The sequence below is a fragment of the Thermoanaerobaculia bacterium genome (assembly GCA_035593605.1).
Classification (GTDB): domain Bacteria; phylum Acidobacteriota; class Thermoanaerobaculia; order UBA2201; family DAOSWS01; genus DAOSWS01.
Map to the genome: position 1 here is coordinate 23399 of DAOSWS010000009.1, position 21874 is coordinate 45272.

At 55.1% G+C, this 21874-nt stretch carries 15 protein-coding genes; 4 read left to right on the forward strand and 11 right to left on the reverse strand.

The window, feature by feature from the left end:
* The first annotated feature begins 1 nt into the window (after position 1).
* From PLD04_05955 to PLD04_05965, 3 genes are read left to right on the forward strand one after another with little or no spacing between them, the layout of a single operon-like run.
* Positions 2–3007, forward strand: a complete 3006-nt coding sequence (locus PLD04_05955) for an efflux RND transporter permease subunit (protein HXK67868.1) — start codon at positions 2–4, stop codon at positions 3005–3007.
* Positions 3004–6144: an efflux RND transporter permease subunit gene (locus tag PLD04_05960; GenBank protein ID HXK67869.1), complete on the forward strand. Its 3141-nt coding sequence runs from the start codon at positions 3004–3006 to the stop codon at positions 6142–6144. The genes PLD04_05955 and PLD04_05960 overlap by 4 nt, the downstream gene beginning before the upstream one ends.
* Before the next feature lie 45 nt (positions 6145–6189).
* Complete coding sequence (locus PLD04_05965) at positions 6190–7914, forward strand: hypothetical protein (GenBank protein HXK67870.1); 1725 nt, start codon at positions 6190–6192, stop codon at positions 7912–7914.
* 259 nt (positions 7915–8173) lie between these two features.
* Here the strand turns inward: PLD04_05965 and PLD04_05970 are convergent, their stop codons facing one another.
* The 5 genes from PLD04_05970 to PLD04_05990 are packed head-to-tail and all read right to left on the reverse strand — an operon-like array spanning position 8174 to position 13400.
* Positions 8174–9139: an arginine deiminase family protein gene (locus tag PLD04_05970; GenBank protein HXK67871.1), complete on the reverse strand. Its 966-nt coding sequence runs from the start codon at positions 9137–9139 to the stop codon at positions 8174–8176.
* Positions 9136–10284 (reverse strand): alpha/beta hydrolase-fold protein, encoded by a 1149-nt coding sequence (locus PLD04_05975; GenBank protein ID HXK67872.1) that lies wholly within the window; start codon positions 10282–10284, stop codon positions 9136–9138. Before PLD04_05975 ends, PLD04_05970 begins: the two co-directional genes overlap by 4 nt.
* 12 nt (positions 10285–10296) lie before the next feature.
* Positions 10297–11235, reverse strand: coding sequence for a pseudouridine synthase (locus PLD04_05980; protein ID HXK67873.1), 939 nt, complete (start codon positions 11233–11235; stop codon positions 10297–10299).
* A 12-nt stretch (positions 11236–11247) separates the two neighbouring features.
* Positions 11248–11967 carry a hypothetical protein gene (locus PLD04_05985; protein ID HXK67874.1) on the reverse strand — a complete coding sequence of 240 codons (720 nt, stop codon included), beginning with the start codon at positions 11965–11967 and terminating at the stop codon, positions 11248–11250.
* Entirely contained in the window at positions 11964–13400 is a 1437-nt protein-coding gene (locus PLD04_05990) for a DnaJ domain-containing protein (GenBank protein ID HXK67875.1), read from the reverse strand. Before PLD04_05990 ends, PLD04_05985 begins: the two co-directional genes overlap by 4 nt.
* Before the next feature lie 147 nt (positions 13401–13547).
* Between PLD04_05990 and PLD04_05995 the strand changes: the two genes are divergently transcribed.
* On the forward strand, positions 13548–14180 hold the full coding sequence (locus tag PLD04_05995) for a hypothetical protein (GenBank protein HXK67876.1): 633 nt from the start codon (positions 13548–13550) through the stop codon (positions 14178–14180).
* Positions 14181–14200: 20 nt separating this feature from the next.
* On the opposite strand, the gene PLD04_06000 is transcribed toward PLD04_05995, so the two are convergent.
* From PLD04_06000 to PLD04_06025, 6 genes are all read right to left on the reverse strand, one after another.
* The gene (locus tag PLD04_06000; protein ID HXK67877.1) at positions 14201–16483 is read right to left on the reverse strand and encodes a DNA translocase FtsK; all 2283 of its coding nucleotides are present in this window, start codon (positions 16481–16483) and stop codon (positions 14201–14203) included.
* A complete protein-coding gene (locus PLD04_06005) occupies positions 16470–17231 on the reverse strand; it encodes an undecaprenyl-diphosphate phosphatase (GenBank protein HXK67878.1) in 762 nt (253 codons plus the stop codon). The genes PLD04_06000 and PLD04_06005 overlap by 14 nt, the downstream gene beginning before the upstream one ends.
* Positions 17228–17959: a 16S rRNA (adenine(1518)-N(6)/adenine(1519)-N(6))-dimethyltransferase RsmA gene (gene rsmA, locus PLD04_06010; GenBank protein HXK67879.1), complete on the reverse strand. Its 732-nt coding sequence runs from the start codon at positions 17957–17959 to the stop codon at positions 17228–17230. Before rsmA ends, PLD04_06005 begins: the two co-directional genes overlap by 4 nt.
* Before the next feature lie 380 nt (positions 17960–18339).
* Positions 18340–19332, reverse strand: a complete 993-nt coding sequence (locus PLD04_06015) for an ABC transporter permease (GenBank protein HXK67880.1) — start codon at positions 19330–19332, stop codon at positions 18340–18342.
* Positions 19322–20287: an ABC transporter permease gene (locus PLD04_06020; protein ID HXK67881.1), complete on the reverse strand. Its 966-nt coding sequence runs from the start codon at positions 20285–20287 to the stop codon at positions 19322–19324. Before PLD04_06020 ends, PLD04_06015 begins: the two co-directional genes overlap by 11 nt.
* Entirely contained in the window at positions 20284–21873 is a 1590-nt protein-coding gene (locus tag PLD04_06025; GenBank protein HXK67882.1) for an ABC transporter substrate-binding protein, read from the reverse strand. The genes PLD04_06020 and PLD04_06025 overlap by 4 nt, the downstream gene beginning before the upstream one ends.
* Position 21874 lies beyond the last annotated feature (1 nt).

A 21874-nucleotide genomic window follows, 5' to 3' on the forward strand; every position in this document is an offset into this window, starting at 1 on the left:
GGTGAGCCTATCTTCCCTTTCCGTCCATCGTCCGGTCACTACGGTCATGGTGACGATCGCCATTGTCATGTTCGGCCTTGTGGCGATCACGCGACTCCCAATCAACCTGCTTCCTGACATTACCTATCCGACGTTCGTCGTAGAGGCTGCCTTCCCCGGCGCCTCACCCATGGAAGTGGAAAATCTTGTCGCCCGCCCGATCGAAGAGGCCGTGGGTGTCCTTCCCGGTGTTCACAGGATCCGAAGTCGATCGACTGCGGGCCTGGCTCAGGTGACGATCGAATTCGGCTGGGGTACCAACCTTGACCTCGCCACCATGGATGTGCGTGAAAAACTTGATTTACTCGTCCTTCCCGAAGAGGTCGACAAACCTCTCATTCTGAAATATGATCCCCTCTCCGATCCGATCCTTCGTCTCTCCTTCCGGGGGAACGCTCCCCTTTCCGTGCTGAGGACCTTTGCCGATCGAACCATTAAACGAAACCTGGAAACCATTCCCGGCGTCGCAGCAGTGAAGGTGCTTGGAGGTCAGGATCGTGAAATCCATGTCGTCATTCTTCCGGACCGACTGCGGGTCCTGGGCGTCACGCTGGAAGATGTGGAAACAGCCCTTGCCCAGCACAATGTCAATATCGCCGGAGGGAGCCTCTATCAGAACGATGCCCGGTTTACCGTCCGAGCGCTGAATCAAATGCTGACTCCGGAGGATGCGGGAAATGTCCCCGTAAAGATCGAGGCGACCACACCGGTATATTTGAAGGATGTTGCCGATGTTTCCTGGGGATACCAGCGGCCCGAAGCGATGGCTGCAACCGAGGAGGGACCTTCCATAGAACTGGCCATCTATCGGGAGGGCGATGCAAATGTCGTGGCCCTCTCCAAGCGAATCCAGCGGTATCTCCCTTCCCTGGACAAGCTTCTTCCGCCCGAGACCTCTCTGGATACACTCTTTGACGCCTCTTCCTATATCAAAGATGCCATCTCCGAGGTTCGTTCCAATGCGGTCGTGGGAGGGCTGATCGCAATTGCCATCCTTTTCTTCTTCCTGGGCAGTTTTCGAGCGACTCTTGCGGTGGGCCTGTCCATTCCCATCTCCATTATCGCCACATTCTTTCTGATGGATCAGTTTGGAATCACACTCAACCTGATGTCGCTGGGAGGGCTGGCCCTCGGGGTCGGCATGCTGGTGGATAATGCCATTGTCGTGATTGAAGCCATCGAAAGGAGAGCGGAGCGGGGCTCGCCCTTTCCAGGGGCCGCGATTGAAGGCACGGGTGAGATTGCCGGTGCCATTACGGCATCCACTCTTACCACAGTTGCCGTCTTCCTTCCCGTGCTCTTCCTCAAGGGTTTTGCCGCTCAAATGTTCAGGGATGAAGCTCTTACGGTCACCTTTGCCCTCCTGGCTTCACTGGTTGTTGCCCTTTCGCTCATTCCGATGCTAACGGCCCGACTTAGCGGAAACCAGAAACGGAAGGGATTTTTCCCTGCATCCATTGCAGAGCGTTATCAGAAATTTCTGGGCCCGGTTGTAAGGCGGCCGGGGCTGACCGTATTCCTCTTTCTGGCTCTCTTTCTTGCAGCCGTCTTTATGGCACGCAACCTCCAGGTCGATCTCCTCCCCCCCCTCCATCAGGGAACTCTGATTTTGAATGCCAAGCTGCCCCCGGGTACGCGCCTGGAGTCGACCGATGTCTTTGCCCGTGAATTAATTGCCTTTGCCAAAGACTTACCCGGCGTCACCGACGTTTTCGCCACCTCGGGACGTTGGCAGCGGGGAAGTCAGCCCGAGGAAGAACGCGGAGAAAACACGACCGAAATCTATTTCAAACTCAAGGGTCGGGACATCTCCGTCGTGGAGGAAAACCTTCAGAGCTCGATTGCCGAATTTCTATCAAGTCGACCAAGACTGACCTATACCTTCACTCAGCCGACTCTTCTTTCTTTTTCCACTCCCATCGAAATTGAGATCATCGGTTCGGATCTGGACGATCTTCAACATGCGGGAGAAACCGTTCTGGAAGCCCTCGCGTCCCAACCCTTTCTTAAAGACGTTCAATCCACGGCCACAAAACGGTCTCCCGAGATTCAGGTCAGTTTTCTGCCAGCCCGCCTGGCATTTTACGGACTCACTTTCGGTGAAGTTGCGGAGGCGATCCGAAAACAGGTGGAAGGCACGATTGCAACAAAGCTGGACGTTGGAGAAGAGGAAATCGGTGTGCGCGTGAAGACCTTCGAAGGTGACGTCCTGGAAGTCGATGCCCTAGCGGGAATCAAAGTGGGCCGGCGTGGAGATAAGGATATCCTCCTTTCTCAGGTGGCGAAAGTAGAAAAGGGCCTGGGTCCGTCGGAAATTCAGCGGGTGGGTCAGCGCCGGGTCGTTACCGTTACCGCCAACCTCAGGGGTATCTACCTTTCCGGCGCAGTGAGCCAGATCCAGACGGTACTGGATCAGCTTCATCTGCCCGCCGGGGTCCAGGCCGTCGTATCCGGAGCCAACCTGGAGATGCAGGAAAGCTTTCGCGGCCTTCTTCTTGCCTTTCTTCTGGCGGTTTTCTGCGTGTACGTCGTGATGGCTTCCCAGTTTGAATCCTTCCTCCATCCCTTTATCATTCTTTTCACAGTGCCCCTGGGTATCATCGGTGCCATCTTCACGTTGACCCTGCTTGGACTGCAGGTGAATGTTATTGTACTGATCGGTATCGTCATGCTCTCCGGGATTGTCGTCAATAATGGCATCGTCATGGTGGACACAGCCAACCAGCTCCGTCGCGGAGGCCTCTCACCCGAGAAGGCGGTTATCGAGGCGGCGGGGCTTCGCTTTCGCCCCATTCTCATGACCGCGTTGACCACCATTCTGGGCCTCTTACCTCTCAGCCTGGGAATGGGACCCGGTGCCGAGCTGAAAGCTCCCCTGGGAATTACCGTGGTCGGCGGCCTGTCCTTCGCAACCCTTCTCACTCTCTTCTTCATCCCCGCTCTCTACAAGCTCTTTACACGAAAATGATCCTTTCCACACTGGCAGTCCGGCGACCCGTAACAACAGCCATGATCTTTTGCGTGGTGATCCTCCTCGGGATCATTTCCTTTTCCCAGATGAAACTTGCATGGCTTCCCACGGTCGATTTCCCCTTTGTCTTCGTCTGGGCACCGTACCCCAATTCATCCCCGTCCTACGTGGAGCGGTACATTGCCCGCCCCATAGAGGAACAGCTTGCCGCGCTGGGAGGCTATAACAGCATGCATTCTTCCTCCTACCCGGACGGAGCGGAATTTCGGCTTGAATATCCGTGGGGTGTCAAAATGGATTCCACCCGCGTCCGAGTGACGGAGCGACTGGACCGGGCCCGGACCGAATTGCCGGAGGGTATGCTTCCGATTCGGGTATTCACGTTCGACTCGCAGTCCATTCCCATTGTTGAAGCCAGAATCGCTGCGGAGGGTCTGGATCTTTCCCGGAATTACCCACTTATCGACCAGCAGATCATTCGGCGGCTCCAGCGCGTTCCCGGCGTGGCAAAGGTGGATGTGGGCGGTATCCAGCCCATGGAAGTCAGGATCGAACTCCGTCTGAACGACATCTACCGATATCGAATTCCCATGGGCGAACTCATCCAGGACCTCCGAACACTCAACACGGATGAAACGCTGGGCCTGGTACGGGAAGGGGATCAGATTTTCAGCGCCACAGCTATCGGGAGGATGGATTCCTTCAAAGAATTTGAAGATCGGCCCATTCTTGGAGGCAGGCTGAAGCTGAAAGATATCGCCGACATTGTCTATGAACAGCCAAGGCTGGAATTTTACAGGCATGTAAACGGAAAACGGGCTGTGGGCGTGGAAGTTTTTAAGGAATCGACCGCCAATACCGTAGAAGTCGCATCCCGGGTCAAGCAGGTGATCGATGAGGATATCAATCGAGATCCTCTCCTGAAAGGGATCCATTTCTTTACATGGAACGATCAGGCAAAGGACATCGTGGACGGGCTAAAAGGCCTTTTAACAGCAGGTATCTGGGGAGCCATCCTGGCTGCTCTCGTCCTGGCATTCTTTCTCCGCCATCCGATCCCCACAATCATGATTTCCCTGAGCATCCCCTTCTCTCTTCTGATGGCCGGCACCATTCTCTTCGTGATGGGAAAGACATTGAACATGCTGACCATGATGGGACTCATGATCGCCGTCGGCATGCTTGTGGACAACTGTATCGTGGTTCTTGAAGCGATTGTGCGCCGGATCTGGGACGGGGAAGAACCTGACTCCGCCGCCCTGGGAGGCTCAAAGGAAGTGGGCGTGGCGGTTACCGCCGCCACACTTACCACGGTAATCGTCTTTCTTCCGTTACTTGTGGGCGGGAAGGGGGAGCTCTTCATGTGGCTGAAAGATGTCGGCGTCACAGTCACGATTACGATCATCTGCTCGCTCTTTGCCGCACTGACCCTGATCCCCTTTCTCTTCGGCCAGATTAAGCGTCTTCACTGGAAAATCAGTGGTGATTTTCTTGCCGGGTTAAAGGCACGATATATTTCCATCCTCTCCGCATCCCTTCACCATCGCTGGAAAATGTTTATCATCGCGATCTTCCTGCTGGTGCTGTCCATCCTCCCGCTGGCCGCCGGCTGGGTCAAAATGAGCACCTTTCAGGGAGGAACCAAAAACACGCGAATTGGATACCGATATATCTTTCGAGACCACTTTCCCCTGAGCGAAGTGGAAACACGTATCTCCATCATGGAGCACTATCTGGACACGCTTCGGGATACCTGGGGAATCGAGACCGTCTATTCCTTTATGGGAGAGGACGGAGGCGGTACCATTCTGAACCTCTCTCGAAACCTTAAAGATGAAGAGGCCAAGGAGTTAAGAAGAATCATCCGGGAGGAGCACCCGCCCCTTCCCGGAATGGAGATTCGATTCTGGCATCAGGAAGAAGACGAGGGGGGACAGCAGGTGCAGATCTATCTGAACGCCGACAGCATGGAGTCGGTCCAGGAGATCCTTCCCATCGTTCAGAAACAGCTTGAGTCGATCGAAGGCCTGGAGGATGTCCATTCCGATCTTCAGGCTCCCAGCGAGGAGATCGTTGCCTCCCTGGACCCCGAAAAAGCCCGCCGTCTCGATCTCACGCCCATGGATCTCTCTCAAATGTTCGCATTTACCCTGGGATCCCAGCGCCTCCATCGCTATGAAACCCGCCAGGGCGAGGTGGAGGTTCGATTTGCTCTGAGGGAAGAGGATCGCGAAAACATTGAAGATCTTCAAAACCTGCTCATCACCGCAAATGGAGAAAAACCGGTTCGACTGGGGGAAGTTGCAACCTTTCAGACACGGGGACGCCCCACATCCATCGAGCGGGAAAACCGGAAAGTCGGAATTGGTGTCCGAGCGATCTATGAGGGGAAAAATTTTCAGGAAGCACGAAAGACCATGGCGCAGGCCCTTGACAGCGTGATGGCTCCCGGGGTCACATGGTCATGGTCGTCACGAATGCAGCGTCAGGACGAAGAAGGATCCCAGATGGTTTTACAGCTTCTCCTGGCCCTGGTCCTGATCTACTGCGTCATGGCCTCCCTCTTTGAATCCCTTTCCCACCCGTTTGCCATCGTTCTGGCCATGCCCTACGCTCTATTCGGTGTCGCCTGGTTCTTTCTCATTACGGGAAGTCCACTGAACCTCATGGCCCAGATCGGTCTGCTGATTTTGATGGGAATCGTCGTCAACAACGGCATCGTCTATCTGGACCGTGTTCATCAGCTTCGAAAGGAAGGAATGGAGCGGACAGAAGCCCTCCTGAGAGGTGGCGGCGACCGCTTACGTCCCATCCTGATGACCGCGGCTACCACCATTGTGGGACTTCTTCCCCTCGCCCTCGGTCGGGCTGCCATAACCGGCGCCTATTACTACCCCCTGGCCCGAACCGTGGTGGGGGGCCTGTTGACTTCCACCTTCCTGACACTGTTAATTCTCCCTTATATCTATTCCATCGTGGATGACGCAGGCGTAAGAATTCGAGCCTTTCGGCCCCGAATGCTTCTTCGTCTTCCCGGTTTTTTCTTTCGCGGCACCCTCTTTCTGGTCACACTGCCTGCCAGGCCGGTGCGATTTCTGCTCTCCCGCCGGAAAGAGAACCGCGAGGACCTCTGAACCGTTTTCCCCTCTTCATTCGATACCGGATGGTATACTGCCTCCATGTCGGGTGAGCAGAGTCCATCCAGTCAGGGAAAAATCCATCCCGGCGATCAGGAAGGCTCGGGACTCTTCCATGTCACCATCTCCTGTCCCAAATGCGGTGGAGAAACGACATGGCACCTTCTTCAGACTCTGGCCACCTGCCCTTACTGCTCCTCAGGGTTGTGGTGGCCGGACTCCGGTGAGATCCTTCGCCTTGTGGCCCTGGATCAGGCCCGGGATCCGGAACACCTCTTAGACATTCTCATGACGCATGATGCCATTCGGACCAGGGCCGACATGGTTCCGCAGAACCAATCGTCCGACCCTGGCAGCGAAGCCCTTCTGATGGGGGAAATGCTGTATGAATTTCTTCCCGATCTCGATTCCATCAAGCGGCAGAGACGGCACCTCTTTGAAATTCATGAAGTCATTACCATCCATGCGCCCTACTTTCTTTACTCCCTGCTCCTGGCTTTTCATGCCCTTGGACGAAAGAGACCTGCCGCAAAAAAGGTATTTGAAACCCATTTCTTCCAGATGGACGACATGGTGCCCTGCTACGACTCCTCGTGGAACTTCAGGGATCGGGGGCTCTGGATGTCCCGGCAGACCCTCACCACACTGACACCCGAGGCCGTTGCGGCAGGTTGGTTCCTGGAGTCACGGGAACAGGAAATCCTGCCTGAGGACGCGGCACGACACTGGCTTCAGAAACGACTTCTTCTCGAACCGGACATGGACCCCCTGACCTTCCTCTCTTCGGTTCATGAACCCAGAAGCTGGATCGTTTACCGGCCCTACCACTTCGTTCGGGCCAGGATGCCTGCGGGAACTGACTGGGTCCTGATTGACGGTCAGTTCCAGAACATCGCAGGATTCCCCACTTCCAATGATCTGGACCTGCTCCATAGAAACTATGCACCCCGCCTTGCACCGTCAGATTTTCGATCGGGATCGCTGCGTCTCATCCCCTACCGCTGTCCGGTCTGTGGATGGGATATCCATATGAATCCCCGCGGTCATCACCAGATCTGCACCCAGTGCGGCCGAATGCTTACACCATCGGATCGGGGCCTTACCGAGATTCCCTATTTCACGATCCCCCCCCTGGAGATTCCCTGGCGGCCGGCAGGTACGCGGATCACGACGGGGTGGGCACCCTTCTGGCGAATGCGGATTCAATGGAGTGATGGAGACAAAGATTTTTCTTCCCTCCGCGACCTCTTTCTTTCTCTAGTTCCCTCTCTTGCCAGCCTTCGTAACTTCTCCGTACCTGATACCGACCGGATCTTTCTGCCTGCCTTTGACGTCCGCGTCTTTGATGGATTTCACGAGTGGGCCATGGATGTTTCTTCGTACCTTACGGAAAGGGATCCCGAAGTAACGGAGGACCGTCCCTTTATGGTTTACACCGCCAGGGAAGATGATATCGTTCTTCCCGATATGGATGTTGAGAAATGGAACCCCTTTCTGGGAAAAATTCTCTTTGATCTAATGCCGGAACCGGTTCGGATGAGAATGAACGCGGGAATTTTACGACGTCTCGGAAATATCGAGGGCAGAATAAAGGAGACCGACCTGGTCTATGTACCCCTTCCGGTTGCCGATGTCGGAGCCAATCCCATGCAGATCATCGGCCCTTCCACGAACCAGGACTGGCTTCCTTTGAAAACCGGATCCTTCGCCCCCGGGGTCCATCGCACGGTACGGCGGTGGAAAGACCGAGCGGCGTCGCTGCATTGAACAGTGGATCGATCCCTGGAAAGGTTCAGGCCGTAAGTTAGCTCGCACTTTATTCATCCCTGTACACTGCGACAATTACACCCGCACAAAAAATTGCAAGAAGGAAAGAGTGAACCGTGAAGAAAAGAGGACAATGATGAAGTGTTCCGTTTCTGCATCCTGATATCGATGGAGAAGTCACTCCTCCAGATGGCTGAATTCAGGCTGTCTCTTTAGAAATCCTACGGATGCAGGGCGACGCTGATTCAAAGTTATTCGGCTATCCAGGTTCCTCCCGCTTCGATATTACTTCGTTACGAACAATGGGTCGCGTGAGGCAGGTGGGACCGCCTGCTCCCTTCCGGCTGATTTCATTTCCCCGATAGGTCCGAACTTCGATACCCCGTTTCTCGATACACCGCCGGGTCCGCGGATTCCCTTCCAGCATGAGACAGAGACCGGGTCGGAGCACAAGGACGTTGCAACCCATCGATTCAAACTCCTCGTCCGGAACCTCAATGAGATGAACCCCACGCTCGATCAGCCATTCGCGGAAGGGAACGGGCATCAGTCTGGAGTACACCAGAGCCATGTCCGATGAGAGCGGGCTGAAAAAGGACATCAGGTGAAGAACGTCTCCGGGTCCATTCCAATGGGGTAGGGGCACCGCAACGATTTCCTCAATGATTCCCTCAGTCAGACGCTTGAGCTGTTCGATTCCCGCGGCATTGGTCCGATATCCCTGTCCTACAATAAGCGTCTGGCCGTCGAGATTCACACAATCTCCTCCCTCAAGGCGTCCATCCCCCGTAATCGATCCGATAATGGGAATCCCCAGCACAGAGAGGGCATCCCCCGTAGCTTCCGGTTCCCCCATGCGGAGATTCTTTCCCATCCGGCAGAGGATGGCTCCCGATCGGGTCATAATGGCCGCATCCCGGACATAGATGGAATCCATCCCGGTCCGTTCGTCGGCGGGAAGGAAATGAATCTCGTCCACGCTCTCTCGAAGCATATCCACAAAGGAATCGTATTCTTTGACCGCCCCATCCATTTCCGGTGGTTCAGAGTAGTTCAAAGAAGCCCATTGTGAGTCAACGAGGTCCTGGTTCTGGAAGGCCTGCATGGGATGCTTGAGAATCAACCGAACCAGGTGCCCGGTTTCGGACAGACAACCGGAAAAGCCGGAGAGATCGTGATTCCCTTCAGTCGAACGGAGAAGGTTTGTTTTTTGATCAGATTTCATTTCGTTTCCCCCGGCTCACTGAGAGATTCTCCCTTCATCCATCGCTGAAGGGACTCAAGAGCATCTGCCGGGAGGTCATGACCTCCTTCAAACTCCAGAACTGAAACGCGGTAACCGGCCGTACTCATGGTCTCGACACCCTTTCGCATTTCCTGGAGGGAGACACGCAGATCCTCCCGGCCCTGGGCGATCAGAATCGGCAGTTTCTTTGCCCCAGGAGGCGGATCTTCAGAGATCCAGTCTGCCGGATTCCCTCCCCCAAAGGCGGCAGTGCCGGAGAATCGATCCGGATGGTGCAGGCCGGTCCGCAGGGCCAGAGCCGCCCCCTGGGAAAACCCGAGAAGAAAGACCTGATCGATGGAATAGGAAGTCTGTAAGCGTGCCAGAACAGCCAGAATGCATTGCTCGGAAGTCATGAGATCCTCATCAAGCTCTTCCCCGTTTGCATCCGGCCGGATCCAGGAAAACCCGGGTTCCTGTCGGAAGGTTTCAAGATAGGGAGCCTGAAGGGCGACATAGATAAAGTTTGGGTTCCTGAAGCGTCCGTAAAGGGAAGCAAAGATCTCTGCACTGGATCGATATCCGTGCAGACCGATAACGAGGGGAACCGGACTTTCTGAAGAATAGGCTTCGGGAATGTGAATCCTGCAGACCACGCGTGTGGGTGCCTCAAGAAGGAGAAGATGTCCCTTCCTTTCCTGCTGACGCCTCCCCCACGTCTCGATTCTCTGCATTGCCTGAAGGAAGGGAGCCTTCGTCCGAACCGGATCGAAATCCCGGTCACGCGCCAGGAGATCTCCGATCTCCAACCCTGCCCGTACGGAGCGCTCCAGTGCCGCCGCGGCAAGTTCCGCCTTTCCCAGCCGTCCGTAACAGGAAGCCAGCGCGTACAGGGCATGGCTGTCCCGAATATCGTTCTGGAGATAGGCCAGAAATGCACTCGCCGCCGCTTCGTACCGCCCCAGGGCATAGAGCGACATGGCCTGCTGATATAGATTTTCGAGATCGACATCCAGAAAGGTGAGGGATGCGGGATCGAGAGGATCCGTTTTCTCTTCCTTGCGGTTTTTTGCCAGAAGGGGGATGGATCCAAAAATCAGAAGAAAGATCAGAGAAAGCCTCAGCATACGAATCGGGATATTCATTGGATTCCCTCCTCAGGTTGGATCCGATGGAAATTCAGGCGGGCCGGGAACCGGGCCTGGAAGAGACAGCCGGGTATCTCGAAGCAGATTCAGGAAATCAGGAGGTAACGGCGCTGTGATTTCGACTTCTGCATCGGTCACTGGATGACGGAAGACGTACGAATAGGCATGGAGTGCAGGTCGGTCAATCAGGGGACTGATTTCACCGTAGAGTGCATCCCCGATGAGCGGCATGCCGCACTCACCGGCGTGAACCCGGACCTGATGCGTCCGACCGGTTCTGGGAAAAAAGGCAACCAGAGCAACATGGTCTTTCCGCTCCATTACCCGAAAGTCGGTGCATGCCTCTTTTCCCCCTTCTGTGACTGCGACACTTCCCCCTCCATGCCGTTTCAGGGAAAGATCGATCCTTCCTGTCTCGGATTCAGGTCCGTTTCTTACAACTCCCAGGTAGACCTTCAGGACTTTTCGCTCCTGGAAGATCTGGGTCATGCCGGGATGGGCCCGTCGTGAGACGGAGAGAACCATGACTCCGGATACTTCTCGATCCAGCCGGGAATGCATGCCGATCGTGGCGTAAAATCCCTGGCTCTTCAGGTAGTCCCGGACTGCGGCGTAAACCGTTCCCTTATAGCGGGCATGCGTGGGTTGCGCTTCCACGCCGGGAGGCTTGTTGACAGCAAGCAAATCTCCATCATCCAGGAGGAGATCACCCGGATGGATCGAATATTTTGGTTTCAGCTCCCCGCCATCCATATAGACGGTATAGGTCTCGCCTTCTGAAACGGGACTGGCCACCCGACTCATACGCTTACGGTCCCGATGAACACCTCCCAGGGTAATGACCTGGCGCCACTCACGGCGGGAAAGGGCGGGATCGACGGACGCGAGAAACTGATCCAGCCGGAGGCCGGCCTGGTGGACGTCTACGCTGAAAGTGAGGATCTTCAACGCACGAGTACGTCAGAGGTGGAGGTAAACCCCGGCAAAGATTCCGGAGAAGGACCAATCAAAGGAATAGGCATCAATATCCATGTTCAGATCGTAGAGCTGTGCCCCGAGAAAGAGTCCGACTCCACTGAACAGGTCGACTCCGCCTTCTGCTCTCAGGAGGGTCCCACTGCCGTTATCTCCCCGTCCATAAAGGATCAGCGCGTCTCCGTACGCTTTGGTTCGTGGAGTCGTTGCCGTTACGGCAAGACCCACGGCAGGCATACCTGCATCCCTGGATACGGATTCATCCATGATCCCTATGGAGGTGTCCACTTTCTGGTAGGCAAGAACCCCTCCAACCTTCAAAAGGGCGGAACGGACAAAGAGGTAACGGTATTGAAGTTCCTGGTACTGGGCTTCCAGGGATGAATCCACTTCGGTTCCCAGAGGATAGAATGAATCTCCAAAGGAAAGATCGTTCGTCAAAATCCCGCTTTTATTAATGGACAGGTCCCAGCTCGTATAAGCCAGAACGTGTTTCTGGCCAAAGAGCCTGGCGGAAAAGAGTGTCGGGGAGTCACTGTCAAGGGCAAGATCGGAGGCAATATCGATGGCATCATTGAGGTCGGTTGTTACATCGCCGGACACATCGGGTTCCCATCGACCCAGCTGGATGTAAAGACCGGAAACCTGGGCCAGAACAAGACCTGTTGTGAAGATCAGCACGATCGTAAGGACGGAATGTTTCATTTCATCGTCTCCTTGACTTTTCTTTCCAGGGTCTTGTTTCCCTGGAAAAGCTTCAAAGCCTGCTGATACATTTCCCGGGCTTTGGTTTTCATTCCCTTTTCCATGAAGATGTCGCCCAGCATTTCGAGAACCTCTCCATCTTCAGGATGGGTTTCCAGGTACTCAGAAAGCTTCTGAACGGCCCGATGGTGCCACCGGGGATTCTGGATTTCAAGCCGTACAAGTCCTAGAAGGTAGTCCCTGTTTCGGGGATCGAAACGAAAGGCCTGATCCAACATCTGGTAGGCAATATAGTTTTCGCCGTGGGAAAGGTACTCCTGGGCCTTTTCATAGTTCTGCTGGGCAATCTGGAGTTGAAGCTGACGCTGATTCGACATGGCGGAAATGGTTTTGGAGGATTTTCCGAAGGTATTGTCATAGATTCGTTTACGATCGGTCCGCGAGAGAGTCTCGTAGGCATCTCGAATCGACGTGGTGATTGTGACGAGGTTGTGCTTCAGGTCCTGACTGCCGCCCCGGCTCGCGTTATCGGGATGGAACCGTTTGGCCAGATCAAGAAACTTATCCCGGACTTCCCGCTGTGTGGCCATCCTGGGAAGATCCAGAATCCGGTAAAAGTCCCCGGTTCTTACCCGCTCCAGTATCCTGGAGACTTCTTCCAGATATTCCCCCTCGCTTCCTTCATCATGTTCCTTCTGCAGGTTGAGTACATCGAGGGCATCCCGGCCAAACTCTTCCCTTCGATATTGCTCTTCCAGAGCTTCATCCTTTCGGACAAGCTCCAGAACCCCACAGGCTACAAGTCCGAAAAGCATTCGAACGATGAGATCCCGTTTGTCGGGAAAGAGACGGAGGTAGTCTCCCACGCGGGTAAAATCCTGAAGCCTGGAAATGTAAAAAAACTCCTCCGGGTAGAGAAGAAGCTCCTGAAAGAGGAGAAGGGGATCTCTTGAAAAGACAAGGTAGAGATCTTCACCGCCCAGAAGGACAAGCATTCTTTCCGTATCATTGAGATGGCGGCCGGCATGAAAGATCAGATTGGCGTTGGAGGTAAGAGGCTGTCCGATCTCCTGCTGCTCCATCTCCAGAAGGGAATAGGCTCCCTCCACGAGGAGGAGCGTCATGGAAAGGATCTGGGCGTGCAGATCGATCAGCGCCTGGCGGATCTTTTCCCGGGGAATGTCCTTTTCCCGCTCCACAAGGAAACCCAGTGGTCTTCCCTTTTCCGTCTTGGGGAGGAGTCGCTCAAGGGTCGCCCTGGTAAGAACACCCTTGGAAACAAGGTAGTGCCCGAACATGTGCTGGGGGTTGTCCGATTGTACATTGACGATGTTTCCGTGATTGATGATGATTTTACAGAGAAAGTCACTCTGACGTACGACCAGTTCTCCCGAGTGATTATGACGGTACATATGACGGAGGACCGTGGGCATGGGTTCAATGGAAAGGTGTCCTAACACCGTTGAGAGTATATCACACGGTCCTTTTTTCCCTGTCCTGTCGATCTGAAATGCCCTTGATCCTTCCCGGAGCCGGAATTCATTGGAGCAGGTCCGGAAAGAATCTGGGATAATGGTTTCATGATCCTCATCCTGATCCTGCTCTTCGCCGTTTCCATGGGCATCTTTGAAGCGGCCGTGGTCGTGTACCTCAGGGAGCTCTACTATCCCCTTGGATTTTCTTTCCCTCTAAAGGACATCGACAGCCTTGTTCTGCTCACGGAGATCGGCCGGGAAGCCGCTTCCCTTCTGATGATTGCGGTCACCGCCTGGTCTGCCGGACGGACCTTTATTCGAAGGATTGCCTATGTTTTGATCATCTTTGGAGTCTGGGACCTGGTCTATTACGGAATGTTAGCCCTGATCTTCGACTGGCCGAAGAGTCTGATGGATTGGGACATCCTCTTTCTCATTCCGGTACCGTGGGTGGCTCCGGTGCTGGCCCCTGTTCTTTCCGCCCTGGGATTGACCGTGATGGGTCTGATCCTGAACCGGCTGGACACCAGGGGGTATCTGGTCGATCTTACGCCCCGGGATTTCCTGGCTGCAGCCGTGGCTGCGGCTCCGGTTCTCGCAAGCTTTTTTGCTTCCACGCGCACGGTTGTTGACGGGAATTTTCCGGAAAGATATCCCTGGGCGCTCTTTTTCTCCGGCTTTATCTTTTCCTGGATCTACTTTATTGCTCGGATCCGGACCTGGACCCGGTCCTTCTGAATTCCAGGCTCGAGTTTCTTCTATTCAAAGTCAGGATCATCATCGACACCACCCGATCCACCTTCCGCCGCCAGGGACTGCAGGAAGGATTCCCCGACCAGGATATCCCTCGGCCTGGCTCCCTTCCCGGGTCCCACCACACCCCGGGCTTCCATGAGGTCAATCAATCGTGCCGCCCGGGTATATCCAACGCGGAGACGCCTCTGGAGATGGCTCGCTGAAGCCTGTTGTGACTGGATGACTTCACGTACCGCCTCGAAAAAGAGAGAATCATCCACTTCATCCTCTTCCCCGCGCATCGCCGGACCCTTTCGATCCGGAACAGGATGAGCCGTGACTTCATCCTGATACTCCGGCTTTTTCTGAGCCCGGATATATTTGCACACCCTGGCGACTTCCACTTCGCTCACGTAGGGACCATGCAGACGAACTTTTCGCGACGTTCCTGGAGGAATAAAGAGCATATCGCCGTCACCCAGCAGTTTTTCTGCCCCTATGGAGTCAAGAATGACCCGGCTGTTCGCTCCGGATGAAACGGTGTAGGCGACACGGGCGGGAATGTTGGCTTTGATCAATCCGGTAACCACATCCTTGTCCGGTCTCTGGGTGGCAAGGATGAGATGGATGCCGACGGCTCGGGCCATTTGCGCCAGGCGGATGATCAGATCCTCCACCTCCTTGCTGGCAACCATCAACATGTCCGCCAGTTCATCGATTACGATAACGATATAGGGCATGGGCTTCAGGCCCCGCTCTTCCCGGGACCTCTTCTGATAGGATGAGATGTTGCGAACCTGAGCTTCTGCAAGGATTTTGTACCGGGACTCCATTTCACTTACGGCCCAGGCAAGCGCCTGCGCGGCCTTCTTGGGGGAAGTGATTATCGGCGTTAGAAGGTGTGGAATGTTGTCGTACATCTTCATTTCCACCCGCTTGGGGTCCACCATGATAAATTTCACCTCGTCCGGCTTGGCCCGCAGGAGAACACTCATAATCATGGCATTGATCCCGACGCTCTTCCCCGACCCGGTCGTTCCGCCGATCAGCAGGTGCGGCATGATGGAGAGATCTGAAACAATGGGTTCTCCCCGCAGATCGACGCCCATGGCAAGGGTGAGGAGAGAGGGGGCCTTTGCAAATCCATCAAATTCCACGATGTCGCGCAGGCGGATCATCTGGCGGGACCGGTTGGGAACCTCGATTCCCACGGTCGATTTATTAGGGACCCTCTCAATTCGAATCGCCGTAGTCTGAAGCGCCAGGGCCAGATCATCCTGGTACCCCAGAATACGGGAAATTTTTATCCCTGCGGCCGGTTTAAACTCAAACACCGTGACAACGGGGCCGGGATTGATTCCGGCAATGGAACCGTTGATTTGAAATTCCGCAAGCTTGGCCTCGATCGCCTTTCCAAGCTGAACCAGCTGCTTTGCATCTTCCGATTGCCCTCTGTTTGAAGGATCCAGGAGGCCTGAAGGAGGGAGAACGTACTCATGACGGGATGGGGGGGCCAGGGAAAGCTGTTGAGGCGGAGCGGGAGCATGGGTCTGGGTCCTGTCCCGGTCCTTCACCGGTGCTTTCGTCTCCGCGGGCGGCGCCTGTGTCTGTCGACTGACCCTCCGCACTTTCAGATCTGCCGTTCCCTCCCGTTTTGTCACAATGATGCCGCTCTCCTCGAGACGTTCGTACTGCTTGTCGATGACCCGGGAACTCCTGGATTCCTGACGGTAGGAGGACATACGGCTTCGGAACCATTCTATGACACGTGCCGAAAGATCAGAAATCCGCCTGAAATATTCTGAGGGTCCCAGCGAGGTCCAGAAAAAGAGGCCAAGGAGCACAAAGAAGAGAAGAAAGATGGTGGCACCGGTTATGCCGATCAAGGAAACCATGAGATTCCGCACCGTTTCTCCAAACCAGCCGCCTGTCCGAATGATCTGTCCTCTCCAGTGAATATCGAGCAAAATCAGAGCCGAAAGAGCGGGAAGAAAGAGGACAAGGAGGCAGAACCCAAAAATTCGAAGCGGCACAAGCCGGCTTGCCGGGAGCAGGAACCATCGGATTCCGGTAACAAAGACGACGGCCGGAAAGATAAAGGATATCAGGCCGAAGACCTGAAAAAAGAGAGCAGATGTGGATGCCCCGATCGGCCCGAGGAGGTTGCTGTACGGCTCTCCGGCCGGTTGTGAATTAAGAATGGAAGGATCACCCGGATTGTGAGATACAAAAGCCAGGAGAAGAAAGAGACTCACGATGATAATCGTGAAACCAATGATTTCTCTGAAAAATTTATCGGATTCCATGAACGATGAGCATGCCTCCGGCAACTATTATGCAATAGAGGGAAAAACCTTGCAAATTCAACCGTTTCACCATGGGAACAAAGAGAGCCAGGGCAAGGAATCCCGTCAGGAATGTAACCAGGAATGAGGAGAGGTAGAGAACAGGATCGACCGATGAAAGTGCCACACCGGTTTTGAGAATTTCGTAACCCGACGCCGCAAGGATGACGGGGATCGCTGCGATAAAGGTATATCGTGCCGCCTCTTCACGATCGAGTCCTGCGGCCAGGCAGGCCACAACGGTCAGACCCGAACGGGACAGCCCGGGAAAAACGGCGCATCCCTGGGCGAGTCCGATCAGAGCAGCCCGGACAGGGGTCATTTTCGCCGGCAACTCCCGTTGAGGCAATCGGGACGCAAGGGCTAAGACAAGTCCGGTGACCATAAGGTTTCCGGCGACCCACGGCATGGTGTGAAAGGCCACTTCGGCAACGTCGTGAAGAAGAAGCCCCAGACCACCCGTTACTGCCGTCGTGATGACCAGAGGGATCAGGCCTCTGGGTGTAAGATAGCGTGCGAGATCCTTTCGGTAGTAAAGAAGGATGGCCACCATTGTGGCGAGGTGGAGCCAGAGATCGAAGAGCAGGCCGGTCTGTTGAAAGTCGGGGAGAAGCATCTGTACAAAAGCCAGATGTCCGCTGGACGAAACGGGAAAAAATTCCGTCAGCGCCTGAACCAGGCTTAAAAGAAGTGCCGAGGGCAGAGTCATGAATGAACCTCCGCTTTCACAAAGAGTCGCTGGTAATGCCCGGGGGATACCATTCCCGGGCGGCATGCCGGATCAATCCCGGAAGATGCAAGGTCAAACCCTTTCAGGTTATTGCCGAGGGTCTTCCGGGGATGGGCGAAGCAACGATAAAGGAAGGACGCAAATTTTTCATAGGGATAGGGTACGTCGGGTATTCCCGAAAAAACCACCACGGCGGAATCGACCTTCGGAGGCGGATGGAACGCACCGGGAGGAAGAATCAAAGCCCGGCAGACTCTTGCATAGGTCTGGCAAAGGACGGAAAGGGATCCGTAGGGCCGGGTTCCCGGACTCGCACAGATTCGATCCGCCACCTCTTTCTGAAAGGCAAAGACGGCACAACGGACATGGCAGAGATGGGGAAGGTACCGTTGCAGGATGGCTGTTGCAACGTAGTAGGGTAAATTTCCAAGGATGGCCGTGATCTTTCTGTGGACAAGGAAGGCATGAATATCTTCCGGTACCTCCATGGCATCTCCGGCGATCACCTCAACACCCGGAAGCGACGCCTCTTCGACCAGGCCGGGATCCCTCTCAATGGCCACTACGGGGACTCCACGTGCAGACAGGTGACGGGTCAACGCTCCGCCACCGGGACCGATTTCCAGGATCGAATCTCCCGGTTGAAGCTCCAGAAGATCAATGAACCTCCTGGCAAGTCCCTGACTTGATAAAAAGTGCTGTCCCATGATTCGGCCCCTGGGGGATTTAGCCCGCATATTTCATACCCGGTGCGCGGCGAGGGGGGAAAGATGGCTGAAAATGGAAAGAAACCGAGTGAAAGACATCGGTGACACGGCCACAGCCTGCGTTGAGGGTTTGTACATGAGTTCGACGTATCAGCAGGGGATATGACCCCATTCGGTCGCATGAATGGGGATCGTGTCTCAATACGCGCAGATGAAAGCAGATGGCTGCGTATCGCTCGCCATGACTTCCACCTGCCGGGTTCCTCAGGAAACAGCCCGGGGTGTCAGGCAGTTGCGGGAATATTCGCCTCCGCAGCCGCAGGGTGCGTGAGAAATACGGGCTGAACATGGTTCCTATTGTACCGCGACACGGACTCGCTTCAGTGATCCTCCTGCGTTGCGTCCCTGAATCCTTCCCCGAGGAGGAAAAAGCTCATCACGGTTACAACGATGGCCAGGCCCGGAAAGGTGGTCATCCACCAGGCATCCAGGAGTGCATCCTGACCTCCGGCGATCATGTTCCCCCATGATGCGGTGGGCGGCTGAACGCCAAGACCCAGAAAGCTCAATGCGGCCTCAACCAGGATCGTGCCCCCGATGCGGAGTGTTCCATCCACCATGACGGGACCGGAGGCGTTGGGAAGCAGGTGGCGGATAAGAATATGAAAATGGGATGCTCCCATCTGCCGGGCAGCCAGAATAAAGTCTCTCTCCTTTAAAGACAGAATCTGCCCCCGTACCAGGCGGGACACTTCCATCCAGGAGAGGAACCCCAGGACGAGGATCACCATAAGGACAGAAGGCTGTGTCGGCCAGACGGCAACGATCAGAATGAGGAGAAAGAGGCGGGGAAAGGCCATGAGCCCATCCACAATCCGCATCATGACTCCATCCGCCCAGCCCCCCAGATAGCCGGCTGTGGCTCCCCAGAAGGCCCCCAGTCCGACTGCGATGATCATGGCCAGGATTCCGATGCTCAAAGAAACACGGCTGCCGTAAACCAGCCTGGAATAGACACAGCGTCCGAAGTCATCCGTTCCCAGAGGAAAGAAGGTCTTCACATTCTCTTCCGTATGGAAAGAGAGGGGGGAAAGATAGCGGCATTCCGGCAGGGAATAGGTTTCATTGGGGGGATGGAGTGCAATCACGGGTGCAAAGATAGCGATCATGAGGAGCAGAAGCAGAAGGACTGCACCGATACGGGTCTTTTTCGTGGAACGGGTCCGCAGTATTCGGGAAAGGGGAAGGAAGGGAGCGAGGACGGCAAGAATGAAAAGAATAGTCATTTCACCGGTTCCCGTCATGGAACGCAACGTCCCGAACCGCACGATGGTGAGGATCAGAGGAATCGTAAGCAAAAGCCTAGTTCGCATGCCTCACCCTTGGATCGGCCACGGCATAGAGAAGATCAGCCAGGAGGTTGCCGATGATGACCATGACGGCGGCAACGAAGGTCGTCCCGATGATCAACGGATAGTCCCGGTACATCATGGCACCGTAGGTCAGTCTCCCCATGCCCGGCCAGGAAAAGATGACCTCAATGATCAGGCTGCCGGACACGAGAAAGGGTAGAGCCATTCCAGCGAGGGTGATCATGGGGAGGATGGCATTCGGAAGAGCATGACGGAAGATGATTCTCTTTCGTGAAAGCCCCTTGGCTTTTGCCGTTTTGATAAAGGGCTGCGCCAGGGTCTCCAGCATGCTCTGACGCATGAAACGGTTCGTCGCAGCGGCACCCGATATTCCCAGGATCAGGGCGGGGAGAACCAGGTGATAGAGAAAGTCAAGAACCTGGGCCGCCAGGGGCAGGGTCTGAAACCCGGGCCGATGCATGTGGGAAGGTGGAAAGATGGGAACGATATAGGCAAAGAGGAGAAGGGCCATGAGACCCAGCCAGAAACCCGGGACCGCATAGAGAACAAAGCTGACGGACGAAATGATCTTATCCGGCCACCGGTTCCTCTGGATCGCCGAAAGAATGCCCAGCAGAATCCCCAGCGCGAAATCGATGATCAGGGCGGTTCCACCCAGGGCCAGGGTACGGGGAAGTGTTTCGGCGATCAGGCTGACCACGGGCCTTCGATGCTCGTAGGACATTCCGAAGTCCCCCCGGACAAAGGAAGAAAGCCATTGGAGATACTGTATGTGGAGGGGACGGTCCAGACCGTAGGCAACCCGGAGCTGTTCCCGGACTTCCGGAGAGATACCGGGCTGAAAAAAGATCTGTGTCGGATCTCCCGGGGCGAGATGAACCGTGAAAAAGACGGCGGTCATCACCAGCCAGAGCAGGAGAAAAGAGGAAAGAATCCGAAGGGTAAGACGCCTCATCGGGCCAGTGTCCACTCCTCCAGACGGTAATAGGAAGACAGGGCATTCATCTCAAAATGGGTCACGCGGGTGCTGACTCCGTTCAGGCGGTCATTCTCATAGAGGAAGGTGAAGGGCAGATCCTCTGCAATTATCGCCTGAATTTGATCCCAGAGAGGCTTCTGGCGGTCAAGGGGCAACTCCACAACTTCCGCGAGGAGGCGGTCCGCTTCGGGATTACTGTAGGAGACCACGTTGATCCCCTGCTCCGGGTCGATGGCATCGGTGTGCCACAGGTCGCGGAAGTCGAGTTTGGTTGCGACAGCAAGACCATTGACGCACGCATCAAATTCCTTTCCCATCAGGCGCTGAATAAAGGGGTTGAAGTCGAGAAGCTGGATGTTGACCTTAATCCCCAGTGTTCCGAGATCCCGCTGAACCAGGACCGCAATATCATTCCGAATCTTGTTCCCGGAATTCGTAATCAGCGTAAAGGCGAAGGGCTGGTTGTCCCGGTCCAGGATTCCGTCCCCGTCATGATCCTCCCATCCCTGCTCCTTCAATATCTGCCTGGCAGTTTCCGGATCATAGGGAAGGGGCTTTACCTCGTTGTTGTGAGCCCAGAAATCGGCAATAATGGGTGACGCGGCGACCTTGGCATACCCGTACCAGACCGTCTGGACGATGGATTCCCGGTCAATTCCCATTGTCAGAGCCCTTCTCACCTCTTTCGAGCGGAAGAGCGGGTTGGTGAGGTTCCACCCGATATAGCCGTACTGGATGTCTCCAAACTGAACGAGTCGCACGTTCTGTGATTCCTTTACCTTTACGGCATCCTTGGGGGGAATGACCGCCATGACATCGATCGTTCCGGCCAGAAGCTGCTGAAGAAGGCTGTTCTGGTCGGGAATGATCTGGAAGAGGATATGGTTGATCTTGGGATATCCCTTCCTGTAATAGGATGGATTGGCGGAAAGCAGGATACTCTCCCCCCTCCTCCAGTCCGTGAGCGTGTAGGGACCGGAGACAACCATGTTCTTTGAAAAGTCGTGATTAACCCAATCTTCCGGCGGAATTTTTTTCCATACATGGGCCGGGAGAATTTTTCCCTCGTTAATATCCATGAGGGCGTAAGGATAAGAATGGGTAAGGGTAAAGACCACAGTCTGAGGATCGGGAGCCTCCACCCGCTCAATCGAGGCCTTGGATCCCCTTCCGCTCCATCCCATTTCCTCCGACGTTGCCGCGTTGTGGGTAAAGAGGACATCCTCGGAGGTTACGGGCGTTCCATCACTCCAGGTCACTCCTTCACGGAGATGAACCGTGTAGACCGTGCCATCCTCGGAGATATCCCAGGAAGAAGCCAGCATCGGTTTGAAAGAGGGTGGTTTTTCCGTGAAATCGGGCTGTTCTTCCATGAGCTGAAGGTAGAGATTCTTCGTCAGGTCGGACGTAAAGGCGGAATGGCTGGCATAGTCGTTCACCGTATCCATGTCCCCGATGATGCCGATAACCAGCGTGTCGGGCGGCAGGGAGGAACGCCCCCCTCCGCAGGCACAGAGAAAGGCAAAAAAGATGAGGAAAAATAAGCCTCGAACCCTTGACATA

What these genes read in the sequence shown, in the direction of transcription:
- PLD04_06020 (HXK67881.1), bottom strand. Translation starts at nt 20,287, where the DNA reads ATGAGGCGTCTTACCCTTCGGATTCTTTCCTCTTTTCTCCTGCTCTGG.
- PLD04_05985 (HXK67874.1), bottom strand. Translation starts at nt 11,967, where the DNA reads ATGAAACATTCCGTCCTTACGATCGTGCTGATCTTCACAACAGGTCTT.
- PLD04_06000 (HXK67877.1), bottom strand. Translation starts at nt 16,483, where the DNA reads ATGGAATCCGATAAATTTTTCAGAGAAATCATTGGTTTCACGATTATC.
- PLD04_06005 (HXK67878.1), bottom strand. Translation starts at nt 17,231, where the DNA reads ATGACTCTGCCCTCGGCACTTCTTTTAAGCCTGGTTCAGGCGCTGACG.
- PLD04_06015 (HXK67880.1), bottom strand. Translation starts at nt 19,332, where the DNA reads ATGCGAACTAGGCTTTTGCTTACGATTCCTCTGATCCTCACCATCGTG.
- PLD04_05965 (HXK67870.1), top strand. Translation starts at nt 6,190, where the DNA reads ATGTCGGGTGAGCAGAGTCCATCCAGTCAGGGAAAAATCCATCCCGGC.
- PLD04_05975 (HXK67872.1), bottom strand. Translation starts at nt 10,284, where the DNA reads ATGAATATCCCGATTCGTATGCTGAGGCTTTCTCTGATCTTTCTTCTG.
- PLD04_05995 (HXK67876.1), top strand. Translation starts at nt 13,548, where the DNA reads ATGATCCTCATCCTGATCCTGCTCTTCGCCGTTTCCATGGGCATCTTT.
- PLD04_05970 (HXK67871.1), bottom strand. Translation starts at nt 9,139, where the DNA reads ATGAAATCTGATCAAAAAACAAACCTTCTCCGTTCGACTGAAGGGAAT.
- PLD04_05960 (HXK67869.1), top strand. Translation starts at nt 3,004, where the DNA reads ATGATCCTTTCCACACTGGCAGTCCGGCGACCCGTAACAACAGCCATG.
- PLD04_05990 (HXK67875.1), bottom strand. Translation starts at nt 13,400, where the DNA reads ATGCCCACGGTCCTCCGTCATATGTACCGTCATAATCACTCGGGAGAA.
- rsmA (HXK67879.1), bottom strand. Translation starts at nt 17,959, where the DNA reads ATGGGACAGCACTTTTTATCAAGTCAGGGACTTGCCAGGAGGTTCATT.
- PLD04_06025 (HXK67882.1), bottom strand. Translation starts at nt 21,873, where the DNA reads ATGTCAAGGGTTCGAGGCTTATTTTTCCTCATCTTTTTTGCCTTTCTC.